Source organism: Ideonella sp. (assembly GCF_041914305.1).
In the GTDB taxonomy this organism is placed as follows: domain Bacteria; phylum Pseudomonadota; class Gammaproteobacteria; order Burkholderiales; family Burkholderiaceae_C; genus Ideonella.
Map to the genome: position 1 here is coordinate 75,832 of NZ_JAYSDQ010000017.1, position 12,349 is coordinate 88,180.

Below are 12,349 nucleotides of genomic sequence, written 5' to 3' on the forward strand. Positions count from 1 at the left end.
ATCGGCCCATGACCGACTGGATCCTGTTGGCGCTGGCCGCGCTGAACCTGCTGATTTTGATTTTCATCGGCCTGTCGTCACGCCAGCGCGAAGACGATGGCAGCCAAGCCCAGGCGCTGGTCACGACACTGCGCGACGCCGCCCGCGCCGACAGCGACCGGCTCGAACGCGAACTGCGCGACGAGCTGGGCCGCAACGCCCAGGCGGCCCGGGCCGACCTCGGCAACTTTCAGCAGATGCTGCTCAACCAGTCGGGTGACGTGGCCCGCACGCAGAACGAGCAGATCGACTCCTTCCGTACGCAGCTGGGCGCGATGCAGCAGCTGATCGCCGACCAGCTGCGCGCGCTCGGCGAGGCCAACACGAACAGGTTGGCCGAAGTGCGCAGCACCGTGCAGACCCAGCTCGCCGCGCTGCAAGAGGGCAACGAACGCAAGCTTGAGCAGATGCGCGCCACGGTCGACGAGAAGCTGCACGCGACGCTGGAGCAGCGCCTGGGCGAAAGCTTCAAGCAGGTGGCCGAGCGGCTGGAGGCGGTGCACCAGGGGCTGGGCGACATGCGCAACATGGCGCGCGACGTGGGCTCGCTCAATCGTGTGCTGACCAACGTGAAGACGCGCGGCCTGATCGGCGAATACCAGCTGGGCGGCCTGCTCGAGCAGGTGTTCACGCCCGAGCAGTACGGTGCCAACGTCGAAACCGTGCCGGGCAGTGGCGCACGGGTGGAGTTCGCGATCCGGTTGCCGGGGCGGCGCGACGATGGCGCGCCGCTGTGGCTGCCGATCGACGCCAAGTTTCCGCGCGAGGACTACGAGCGCCTGCTCGACGCGCAGGACCGCGCCGACCCGGTGGCCGCCGAATCCGCAGCCAAGGCGATCGAAAGCCGCCTGCGGCTCGAGGCCAAGACGATCCGCGAGAAGTACATCGCGGCGCCGCACACCACCGACTTCGGCATCCTCTTCGTGCCGACCGAGGGCCTGTATGCCGAGGCCTTGCGCCGCCCGGGCCTGGTCGAGGCGCTGCAGCGCGAACACCGCATCACGCTGGCCGGCCCGACCACGCTGCTGGCCACGCTGAACAGCCTGCAGATGGGCTTTCGCACGTTGGCCCTGGAGCGCCGAAGCGCCGAGGTGTGGGAGGTGCTGGGCGCGGTGAAGAGCGAGTTCCAGAAGTTCGGCGATGTGCTGGCCAAGACCAAGAAGAAGCTGGACGAGGCGAGCCGGACCATCGATGACGCCGAGGTGCGCACGCGGCAGATGGCCCGCAAACTCAAGAGCGTCGAGACGCTGCCCGACGCGCATGCCAAGGCGCTGCTGGGCCAGCGCAGCAGCCCCGACCTGTTCGACGAAGGCGCCGAGGGCGAGGCTTGAGCGCGGCGGGCGCGCCACCGGCGCCCAACCTGCGCGCCGCGTTGCCGGCGGTGATCGGCTCGCTGATCTGCGTGCACGCCAGCATGGCCGCCACGCGCGTCACCGCCAGCCTGCTGGTGCTGGAGCGGGGCTACCCGGAGTGGATCGTCGGTGTGCTGCTGTCGCTGTTCGCGGTGGCGCCGATCGGCTTGTCGCTGTGGGCGGGCCGGCTGGCCGATCGCCATGGCCTGCACCGCCCGTTGAGCGTGGGCGTGGCGATGGGCCTGGCCGGGGCGCTGGTGGCGGTGCTCACCCAGCACCCGGCAGCGTTGGCGGTGGCCGCGCTGGCGACCGGCGGTGCCGTGGCGGTGGCCGCCGTCGGCATCCAGCGCGAGGCGGGCCTGATGGCACGCGACGCCAGCGACCTGAAACGGGTGTTCAGCTGGATCGCGCTGGGGCCCGCGCTGTCGAACGCGCTGGCGCCGGTGGTCGTCGGTCTGCTGATCGACCACGTCGGGTTCCGTGCGGGCTTCGTCTTTGCCGCGCTGTTGCCGCTGTTGGCGTGGTGGCTGGGGCAGCGGGTGCCGAGGGGGCTGTCGGGCCCGGCGCGCAGCCCCGCCGAGGACAGCCGCGGCCGCCCACGCGGCGCGCTGAGCCTGCTGCGGCTGGCACCGTTGCGCCACCTGTTGCTGGTGAACCTGGCGCTGTCGTCTTGCTGGGACGCGCACAGCTTTGCGGTGCCGGTGCTGGGGCACACGCGCGGCCTGAGCGCATCGAGCATCGGCCTGATCCTGGGCTCGTTCGCGGTGGCGGCCACCGTGGTGCGCCTGGCGATCTCGCGCTGGGCCGACCACCTGGACGAGAAGCGGGCGCTGCGCGGCGCGATGGCGCTGGCCACGGTGACCTGCGCGGTCTACTTCTGGCTGCCGGGTGCTGCCGGCATGATGCTCGGCTCGGCCCTGCTGGGGCTGGCGCTGGGCTCGGTGCAGCCGATGATCCTGGCGATGCTGCACCAGGTGACGCCGGGTGATCGCCACGGCCAGGCGCTGGGGCTGCGCATGCTGGCCACCAACGCGGCGACGATCGTGATGCCGGTCAGCTTCGGCGCCCTGGCGGCGGCCACCGTGCCGGCGGCGCCGTTGTGGCTGATGGGCTCGCTGGTGCTGGCCGCGCAGATGCCCGCGGCGCGCATCGCGCGGCCGCAGGACTGACGCTCAGGCGCTCAGAAGCGGATGTTCGGGCCGCTGGCGGCGCGGGCAGGGGTCTCGGCCGTGGCGGGCGCGGTGGCGTCTGCGGTGGCAGGGGCAGCCGCCGGCTGGACCAGCGGCGTGGACGCCGGCGCCCGGTAGCTAGGGGGCAGCTTCGATTCGCTCGGGTAGCCCGCGGCGTCGAGGTAGCTGGTCCATTCACTCGTGGTCAGCCCCTTGAGCTGTTGTTGGCCCACGGTCAGCACCGGCAACGTGGTGGCGCCAGTCAGGTTTTGCAACGCCGTCGTGTCGGCCGAGGTGGTGCCCACCGTCTTCTCGGCAAACGGCACCCCGCGCTGTTGCAGCAGTTGGCGGCCGGCGTCGCACGGGCGGCAGCCGGCGGCGGCGTAGAGCGTGACCGGGTACTTGGACGCCGCCTGGCGAAGCTCGACGGGCAAGCCACTCAGGTTCGGCGCGCCGCCACCCGAACCCACCGCCACCGCATGCACCTTCGCCGGCCCACCCGCGGGCGGTGGCGTGTCGGAGTAGGTCACCTTGCCGTCCGGCCCGACGATCTTGTAGACCGCGTGGGCCGGCAAGGTCAGCGAAGCCAGCGTCAGCGCGGCGGCAACCAGCCCCAGCGAACGGGCGAGCGGGAAGCGAGTGGTGGTCATGGCGGTCGAACCCTTGTGATACAGCCAGCAATCTAGCGGAAGAACTTAAGCCGCGATGCCCTGATGACGCAACAAAGCGTCAATGGTGGGCTCGCGGCCGCGGAAGGCCTTGAAGCTTTCCAGCGCCGGCCGGCTGCCGCCCACTTCGAGGATCTCGCTGCGGTAGCGGCGGCCGGTGGCGGCACTGAGCACGCCTTCTTCCTCAAACGCACTGAAGGCGTCGGCGGACAACACCTCGGCCCACTTGTATGAGTAATACCCCGCGGAATAGCCACCCGCGAAGATGTGCGAGAAGGTGTGGGCGGTGCGAGAGAACGCCGGCGGCTTGATCACCGCCACCTCGTCGCGCACCTCGCCGGCAATGGCCTGGATGCGCTGCGGCGCATCGGCCTCGGTGTGCAGCCGCATGTCGAACAGGCCGAACTCGACCTGGCGCAGCGTCTGCAGCCCACTCTGGAAGTTCTTCGCTGCCAGCATCTTGTCGAACAACTCACGCGGCATCGGCTCGCCGGTGTCGACATGGGCGGTCAGGTGCTTGGCGACGTCCCACTCCCAGCAGAAGTTCTCCATGAACTGGCTGGGCAACTCGACCGCGTCCCACTCGACGCCGGCGATGCCCGAGACGCCCAGGTCGTCGACCCGCGTCAGCAGGTGGTGCAGGCCGTGGCCGAATTCGTGGAAGAGGGTGATGACGTCGTCGTGCGTCAGCAGCGCGGGCTTGTCGCCGATGGGCGCCGCGAAGTTGCACACCAGGTGCGCGATCGGCGTCTGCAGGTGGCCGGTGTCCGGGCGCAGCCAGCGTTCGCGCGCGTCGTCCATCCAGGCGCCCGGGCGCTTGCCGGCGCGGGCGTGGGGGTCGAGGTAGAACTCGCCGACCAGTGTGCCGGCGCGCTCGATGCGGAAAAAACGCACCGACTCGTTCCACACGGGGGCATCGGCCGGGCGGATGGCGACCTCGAATAGTGTCTCGATGATGCCGAACAGGCCTTGCAGCACCTTGGGCAACGGGAAGTAGGCCTTGACCTCCTGGTCGCTGAAGGCGTAGCGGGCTTCTTTCAGCTTCTCGCTGGCGTAGGCGATGTCCCAGGACTGCAGGTCGGCCAGCCCCAGCTCGCGGGCGGCGAACTCGCGCAGCTCGGCCAGATCGTGTTCGGCGCTGGCCCGCGCCTTGGTGGCCAGGTCGCGCAGAAAGGCCATCACCTCAGCCGGCGTGCGGGCCATCTTGGGGGCCAGCGACACCTCGGCGTAGTTGGCATAACCGAGCAGATGAGCCTCTTCTTGCCGCAGCGTCAGCAGCTCGGCCATCACCGGCGAGTTGTCCAGCTCGGCCGGGCCTTGCTCGCTGGCGCGGGTCACGTAGGCCGTGTAGAGCTTCTCGCGCAGCGGCCGGTGGCTGCCGTACTGCAGCACCGGGAAGTAGCTGGGGAAATGCAGCGTGATCTTGTAGCCGGCCTGGCCGTCTTTCTCGGCCGCGGCGCGCATGCCCTCCAGCACGTCGGCGGGCACGCCGGCGAGCTCGGCTTCCGTCGCGTAGTGGGCAAAGGCGTCGGTCGCGTCGAGCACGTGGTTCGAATAGGCCTGCGACAGCTCGGCCATGCGGTCCTGGATCTGCGCGAAGCGCGCCTTGGCCTCGCCCTTCAGGTCGGCGCCGCCGAGCTTGAAGTCGCGCAGCCAGTGGCTCAGTGCCTGGCGGCGCGGGGCGCTCAAGGTCGCGGCGCCGGGGCTGACGGCAACGGCCTTGTACTTCGCGTACAGGCGCTCGTCGCTGCCTTGTCGGGTGTAGAACTCGGTCACCCGCGGCAGGTTTTCGGCGTGGGCGGCGCGCAGCTCGGGCGTGTCGGCCACGTGGCTCAGGTGGCCGACAGCGCCCCACGCTCGCGCCAGCCGCTCGGTGGCCACCGCCAGCACGGCGGACATCGCGTCGAAGTCGGCCGGCACCTCGGGCCCCACCACGCGCTCGAGCGCCGCGTTGGCCGCGGCCAGCAGCTCGTCGATCGCGGGGGTCACGTGCTCAGGGCGGATCGCGTCGAACGCGATCGGGCGGTCGAACTGCAGCAGCGGGTTGGTCATGGTCATGGGCAGGTCCTGAGGCTGATGCGGGAGAGACTCAAATGCCGGCGCGGCGTTCCGCAGCCTCGATGGTATTCACCAGCAGCATGGTGATGGTCATCGGGCCCACGCCGCCGGGCACCGGGGTGATCCAGCTGGCCACTTCACTGACGCCGGCAAAGTCCACGTCGCCGCAGAGCTTGCCTTCGTCGTTGCGGTTCATGCCCACGTCGATCACCACCGCGCCGGGCTTGACCATGTCGGCGGTCAGCACGTTGCGCATGCCGACCGCAGCCACGACGATGTCGGCCTGGCGGGTGTGGGCGCCCAAGTCGGGCGTGGCGCTGTGGCAGATGGTGACGGTGGCGTTGGCGGCCAGCAGCAGCATCGCCATCGGCTTGCCGACGATGTTCGAGCGCCCGATCACCACCGCATGCTTGCCGCGCAGGTTGACGCCGATCGACTCCAGCATCTTCATGCAGCCGTAGGGCGTGCAGGGCTTGAAGCCGGGCTGGCCGACCATCAAGGCGCCGGCCGAGGCGACGTGAAAGCCGTCCACGTCTTTCTCCGGCGAGATGGCTTCGATGACCTTGTGCGCGTCGATGTGGGCGGGCAGCGGCAACTGGACCAGGATGCCGTGGATGGCCGGGTCTTCGTTCAAGGCGTCGATGCGCGCCAGCAATTCGGCCTCGGTCAAAGTGGCGTCGTACTTCTCGAGCACCGAATGCAAACCGTTGTCGGCGCAGGCCTTGACCTTGTTACGCACGTAGACGGCGCTGGCGGGGTTGTCGCCGACCAGCACGACCGCGAGGCCCGGCGTCATGCCGCGGGCGGTGAGGGCGGCGGCGCGCTGGGCCACCTGCGCACGGAGTTGCTTGGACAGGGCGTTGCCATCGATCAGTTGAGCGGTCATGGGAGGGGTCCTCGACGAGAAGCAGAAGCGCAAACGGGGCCCTGGGGCCCCGTCATTTGAGTTGGTGTCGGCTTGAAGAAGTTCAGGCCTTGTGCGTGGCGCCGAGTGCAATTTTCAGCAGGTCGGCCACTGTGTTGGCATTGAGCTTTTCCATGATGTTGGCGCGGTGCGCCTCCACCGTCTTGATGCTGATGCCCAGGTCGTCGGCGATCTGCTTGTTCAGGCGGCCGGCGACGATGCGCTCGAGCACCTGAGCTTCGCGCGTGGTCAGGCGCGACAGCAGGGCGTCGCGGCTCGCCTGCTCTTGATACTGCGAGAAGGCGACGCGGGCTTGGTCGAGCATGCGTTCGACCAGCACCACCAGCTCTTCTTCCTTGAAGGGCTTCTCGATGAAGTCCATCGCGCCCTTCTTCATCGTCGTGACGGCCATCGGCACGTCGCCGTGGCCGGTGATGAAGACGACCGGCAGGGGGCTCTTGCGCTCGAGCAGGCGGTCTTGCAGTTCGAGGCCGCTCATGCCGTCCATGCGGATGTCGGCGATCAGGCAGGCCACCTCGCGCGGATCGAAGCGCGAGAGAAATGATTCGGCGGAATCAAAACACTTGACCCGGTAATCCTTGCCCTCGAGCAGCCACTGGAGGGAGTCTCGAACCGCCTCGTCGTCGTCGACCACGTAGACGGTACCCTTTTTCGGAATCAGGCTCATGAGGCGGATGCGTTCGGGTTCGACGCTGCAGCCACATCCGGCACATCGGGCACGGGGTGGGCTTCAGCGCGTTGGGTCAGATCAACCGGCAGGGTAAACGCGAAGCGGCACCCCGTAACGGACCCCGCATTGTAGAGGTTCTGGGCTCGTATCCGGCCCCGGTGAGACTCAACGATTGAACGACAAAGCGACAGGCCAATGCCCATGCCTTCGGCCTTGGTCGAGAAGAAAGCCTCATACAGGCGGGCCAGCACATCCTCCCTCATGCCGGGGCCCATGTCGGTCACGCTGAACTCGATCACGCCGCCTTCTTCGGGCGTGTGGCGCGGCACGACGCGCAGCTCGATGTGGCGGCGCGAATTCTGCATCTTGGCGCTGTCGATCGCCTCGGCGGCGTTCTTCAACAGGTTCAGCAACACCTGCTCGATCAGGATCGGGTCCACGTGGAGCATCGGCAAGCGCTGTGCCACGTAGGTGTGGATGTTGACCTTGCGCCGGCGCAGCTCGATGCCGGCGAGCTCGACCGCGTCTTCGACGATGTCGCGCGCATGGGCCGGCTGGCGTTGCGGCTCGCTGCGTTTCACGAACGAGCGGATGCGGTGGATGATCTGCCCGGCGCGCTCGGCCTGGCGGCCGGTCTTCTGCAACACGGCGATCAGGTCCTCGGTGCCGATCGAGCCGGCGCGCACGCGGCTGACCATGCCGTTGCAGTAGTTGTTGATCGCGGCCAGCGGCTGGTTCAGCTCATGCGCGACGGACGAGGCCATCTCGCCCATCGTGATCAGCCGGCTCGTGACCTGCGCCTTTTCGGCCTGCTGCTGGGCCTGCTCTTCGACACGGCGGCGCGCGGTGATGTCAGTTGCGATCAGCATCTGCGCCAGCCGGCCGTCGGTCCACTGCAGGTAGCGCGCGCGCACGTCGAACCACATCTGCAGCGACTCGACGAATACCTCGCGCGGCTGGGCGCCGGTCTCGGTCAGCGGCTGCGTCGGCAGGCCCGACAGGCCGTCGACCTCTTCATCGGGCTCGGGCAGGTAGGGCGCTCCGTTCGAGCTGTTGGCCAGGATCGCGTGGCCGCGCGCGTCGGCGCCGAACCACAGGCGGTACGAGCGGTTGGCGAACAGCAGCTCGCTGTGCTGCACAGACAGCACCGACACCGCGGCGTCCAGCCCTTCGAGCACGGTGGTGAAGCGCTCGTGCGAGGCCGAGAGCTGGTCGCGGATGCGCTTGGCCTCGGTGATGTTGGTGATCGAGGTCATCCAGCCGGTCTGCTGGCCTTTGGGGTCGATCAGAGGCGACACGTACATGCGCGCGTCGAACAGCGAGCCGTCCTTGCGCATGACCTTGACCTCGATGCCGCCAACCGGGCTGCGACCCTGCAGTTCCTGCTGCAGCAGGCGGGTGTTTTCTTCGATGCGGTCGGGCGGCCAGTAAGGGAAGGGCGGGTAGCGGCCGATCAGGTCAGCCTCGGCGAAACCGGTCATCGCGCAGAAGGCCGGGTTCACATAGGTGACGCGGCCGTCTTTGTCCATCGCCCGCATGCCGGTGAGCATGGAGTTTTCCATCGCCCGGCGGAAGTTCGTTTCCTGCACCAGCGCGTTCTGGATCTGCGAGCGCCGCCGCATGTGGCGCCAGGTGCCCAGCAGCATCCACACCGTCAGCACCGACAGCGCCACCACCATCCAGAACAGCGTGTTGCCGATCAGGCCGATCGAGGTGCGGTAGCCCTGGCCGCGCAGCGTCAGGCCGTTGGACATCGGTGCCAGCGGCAGGTCGTACTGCAGCGAAGGCGGGTTCGCCGGCTGGCCCGGCATCGAGCTGACGGTGCTGACCAGCACGCGGTTGTCCGGCCCCAGCACGCTGACCAGGTGGCGGCGCGTCACCTCGGTCGGCACGAAGAAGCGCACCAGCGCCTCGACCGAGTACTCGACGATCAGCGTGCCCGCGAAGTTGCTGCGATCGATCAGCGGGATCTGGACCTGGAACACCGCCAGCCCGCTGGCATCGGTGAACGGGCGCGAATAGACCGGCTGGCGCGTGTCGCGCGCGGCGATGAAGGCGTACTCGGCCTCGCTGCGCCGGCCTTCGGCCGGCAGCGACGGGTCGGCGGTGATGGTGCCGCTGCCGTCTTCAGGGTGAAAGCTCAGCACCGCCTGGCTGGCGCGCACACGGCGTTGCGCGTTGACCCAGGTGAAGTGGCGCACCTCGGGCCGCTCGCGCTGGAAGGCGCCGGCCTGGCCCAGGAACTCGGCGGTGTCGATGTCTTTGGTGACCAGCTCGCGCGCGATCCGAACGAGTTGCTCCTGGTTCTCGATCAGGTGCAGGCGGATCTGCTGTTGCGCGACCTCGGTGTCGCGCCGCAGCGCGTCGGTGGCGCGGTCGATTTCCTCGCTGCGCAGGTACCAGAAGGCCGCGGTGATCGCGGCCAGAAACATCAGCACCGAGACCAGCGGGCCGATGGTCGCGAAGCGGTCTTGCCGCGCCGGCGATTGTTGGCGCCACCAGCGGCCAAACAAGCGCTGCAGGCGTGATGGGGAAGGTTTGAGCGGTTCGCGTGCCAGAGCCATTGGCGCGATTATCGGCGGCGGCATTTCCCCTGGCGAAACGCGGCGCCGCCAAGCGTGCCAACGGCCGCGGGCCGGAGGCTACGTAGACACCACAATATGAAATCATTAGCCACCATTTGAAAATCAAAACGGGCTGTGCGAAACTTCGCGCCGACCACGAAGCCTGCCTGTTTTTGGCCATTCACGAGGAGACAAAGATGTCCGCCCTGCCTGAACCTTTCCTGGGCGCCGCCGCCAACGATGCGGATGCACAGGAGACCCGCGAATGGCTCGACGCCCTGTCGGCCGTCATCGACACCGAGGGCCGCGACCGTGGCCATTTCCTGCTTGAGCAACTGCTCGAGCACGCCCGCCAGCACGGCGTAGACCAGCCGTTCTCGGCCACCACCGGCTACGTCAACACGATCGAGCCGGAAGACGAAGCCCAGTGTCTGGGCAACGTCGAGATCGAAGAGCGCCTGCGCGCGTATATGCGCTGGAACGCGATGGCGATGGTCGTCAAGGCCAACCGCCTGCACCCCGAAGACGGCGGTGATCTGGGCGGCCACATCTCCTCGTTTGCGTCGGTCGCCACGATGTTCGGCGCCGGCTTCAACCATTTCTGGCACGCCGACACGCCCGACCATGGCGGCGACCTGCTCTACATCCAAGGCCATTCGGCGCCCGGCATCTATGCCCGCGCCTTCATGGAAGGCCGCATCAGCGAAGAGCAGTTGCTGAACTTCCGGCAAGAGGTCGACGGCAAGGGCCTGTCGAGCTACCCGCACCCGAAGCTGATGCCGGACTTCTGGCAGTTCCCCACCGTCTCGATGGGCCTGGGGCCCTTGATGGCGATCTACCAGGCGCGGTTCCTCAAGTACCTGCACGCCCGCGGCATTGCCGACACCAGCAAGCGCAAGGTCTGGGTCTTCTGCGGCGACGGCGAGATGGACGAGCCCGAAAGCCTGGGCGCGATCGGCCTGGCCGCACGCGAGAAGCTCGACAACCTGATCTTCATCGTCAACTGCAACCTGCAGCGCCTGGATGGCCCGGTGCGCGGCAACGGCAAGATCATCCAGGAGCTCGAAGGCGAGTTCCGCGGTGCCGGTTGGAACGTCATCAAGCTGATCTGGGGCTCGTACTGGGACCCGCTGCTGGCGCGGGACAAGGACGGCCTGCTGAAGAAGGTCATGCTGGAGACGCTGGACGGCGACTACCAGGCCATGAAGGCCAACGACGGGGCCTTCGTGCGCAAGAACTTCTTCGGCCGCCACCCCAAGCTGCTCGAGATGGTGTCGAAGATGTCGGACGACGACATCTGGCGCCTGAACCGCGGCGGTCACGACCCGAAGAAGGTCTATGCGGCCTACCACCGCGCCGTCAACACCAAGGGCCAGCCGACGGTGATGCTGATCAAGACCGTCAAGGGCTTCGGCATGGGCAAGGCCGGCGAGGGCAAGAACATCGCCCACCAGGCCAAGAAGCTGACCGACGAAGACATCAAGGCCTTCCGCGACCGCTTCAACATCCCCATCCCCGACAGCGAGCTGTCGAAGATCCCGTTCTACAAGCCGGCCGAAGACACGCCGGAAATGCGCTACCTGCACGAGCGCCGCAAGGCGCTGGGCGGCTACCTGCCGCAGCGCCGCAGCAAGGCCGAAGAGAGCCTGCCGGTGCCCGAGCTGGCCACTTTCCAGTCGGTGCTCGACCCCACGGCCGAAGGCCGCGAGATCTCGACCACGCAGGCCTATGTGCGCTTCCTGACCGCGCTGCTGCGTGACAAGCAGCTGGGCCCGCGCACCGTGCCGATCCTCGTCGACGAGGCGCGCACCTTCGGCATGGAGGGCTTGTTCCGCCAGATCGGCATCTATAACCCCGAAGGCCAGAAGTACACGCCGCAGGACCGCGACCAGGTCTCCTACTACAAGGAAGACGTGGCCGGCCAGATCCTGCAAGAGGGCATCAACGAAGCCGGCGGCATGGGCTCGTGGATCGCGGCGGCCACGTCGTACTCGACGAACAACCGGATCATGATCCCGTTCTACGTCTACTACTCGATGTTCGGCTTCCAGCGCATCGGCGACATGGCCTGGGCGGCGGGCGACATGCAGGCCCGCGGCTTCCTGCTCGGCGGCACCTCGGGCCGCACCACGCTGAACGGCGAAGGCCTGCAGCACGAAGACGGCCACAGCCACATCCTGGCCGGCACGATCCCCAACTGCGTCAGCTACGACCCGACCTTCGCGCACGAGGTGGGGGTGATCATGCACCACGGCCTGAAGCGCATGGTCGAGCGGCAAGAGAACGTCTTCTACTACATCACCCTGCTGAACGAGAACTACCCCATGCCCGGCCTCAAGCCCGGCACCGAAGAGCAGATCATCAAGGGCATGTACCTGCTGGAAGAGGGTGCCAAGAAGACGCCGCGCGTCAACCTGCTGGGCTCGGGCACGATCCTGCGCGAGTCGATCGCCGCCAAGAAGCTGCTCGAAGCCGACTGGGGTGTGGCCGCCAACGTGTGGAGCTGCCCGAGCTTCAACGAGCTGACCCGCGACGGCCAGGACTGCGAACGCTGGAACCTGCTGCACCCAACCGACAAGCCGCGCGTGCCCTTCGTGACCGAGCAGCTGAGCCCACACGCCGGGCCGGTGATCGCGTCGACCGACTACATGAAGAACTACGCCGAGCAGATCCGCGCGTTCATGCCGAAGGGGCGGGCCTACAAGGTGCTGGGCACCGACGGCTTCGGCCGCAGCGACTTCCGCTCGAAGCTGCGCGAGCATTTCGAGGTCAACCGCCATTACATTGTGGTCGCCGCGTTGAAGACGCTGGCCGACGAAGGCAGCCTGCCGGCCGCCAAGGTGGCCGAAGCGATTGCCAAGTACGGCATCAACGCGAACAAGATCAACCCGCTCTACGCCTGAG

8 protein-coding genes are annotated in these 12,349 nt (G+C 67.8%); 3 read left to right on the plus strand and 5 right to left on the minus strand.

The features are described 5' to 3' along the window. Positions 1–8: 8 nt before the first annotated feature. Positions 9–1,370: a DNA recombination protein RmuC gene (gene rmuC, locus ACE3SG_RS21230; protein ID WP_374568210.1), complete on the plus strand. Its 1,362-nt coding sequence runs from the start codon at positions 9–11 to the stop codon at positions 1,368–1,370. Continuing rightward, positions 1,367–2,560: an MFS transporter gene (locus ACE3SG_RS21235; protein WP_374568211.1), complete on the plus strand. Its 1,194-nt coding sequence runs from the start codon at positions 1,367–1,369 to the stop codon at positions 2,558–2,560. Before rmuC ends, ACE3SG_RS21235 begins: the two co-directional genes overlap by 4 nt. 11 nt (positions 2,561–2,571) lie before the next feature. Here the strand turns inward: ACE3SG_RS21235 and ACE3SG_RS21240 are convergent, their stop codons facing one another. The 5 genes from ACE3SG_RS21240 to ACE3SG_RS21260 all read right to left on the minus strand — a co-directional run bounded on the left by ACE3SG_RS21240 (position 2,572) and on the right by ACE3SG_RS21260 (position 9,445). Next, positions 2,572–3,210, minus strand: a complete 639-nt coding sequence (locus tag ACE3SG_RS21240) for a glutaredoxin domain-containing protein (protein WP_374568212.1) — start codon at positions 3,208–3,210, stop codon at positions 2,572–2,574. Positions 3,211–3,255: 45 nt separating this feature from the next. Then, the gene (locus ACE3SG_RS21245; RefSeq protein ID WP_374568276.1) at positions 3,256–5,280 is read right to left on the minus strand and encodes a M3 family metallopeptidase; all 2,025 of its coding nucleotides are present in this window, start codon (positions 5,278–5,280) and stop codon (positions 3,256–3,258) included. 37 nt (positions 5,281–5,317) lie between these two features. Further along, the gene (folD, locus tag ACE3SG_RS21250) at positions 5,318–6,172 is read right to left on the minus strand and encodes a bifunctional methylenetetrahydrofolate dehydrogenase/methenyltetrahydrofolate cyclohydrolase FolD (RefSeq protein ID WP_374568213.1); all 855 of its coding nucleotides are present in this window, start codon (positions 6,170–6,172) and stop codon (positions 5,318–5,320) included. An 82-nt stretch (positions 6,173–6,254) separates the two neighbouring features. Continuing rightward, positions 6,255–6,878 (minus strand): response regulator transcription factor, encoded by a 624-nt coding sequence (locus ACE3SG_RS21255; RefSeq protein WP_329716619.1) that lies wholly within the window; start codon positions 6,876–6,878, stop codon positions 6,255–6,257. Beyond that, positions 6,875–9,445 (minus strand): PAS domain S-box protein, encoded by a 2,571-nt coding sequence (locus ACE3SG_RS21260; RefSeq protein WP_374568214.1) that lies wholly within the window; start codon positions 9,443–9,445, stop codon positions 6,875–6,877. Before ACE3SG_RS21260 ends, ACE3SG_RS21255 begins: the two co-directional genes overlap by 4 nt. 197 nt (positions 9,446–9,642) lie before the next feature. Between ACE3SG_RS21260 and aceE the strand changes: the two genes are divergently transcribed. Next, positions 9,643–12,348 carry a pyruvate dehydrogenase (acetyl-transferring), homodimeric type gene (aceE, locus tag ACE3SG_RS21265; protein ID WP_374568215.1) on the plus strand — a complete coding sequence of 902 codons (2,706 nt, stop codon included), beginning with the start codon at positions 9,643–9,645 and terminating at the stop codon, positions 12,346–12,348. Position 12,349 lies beyond the last annotated feature (1 nt).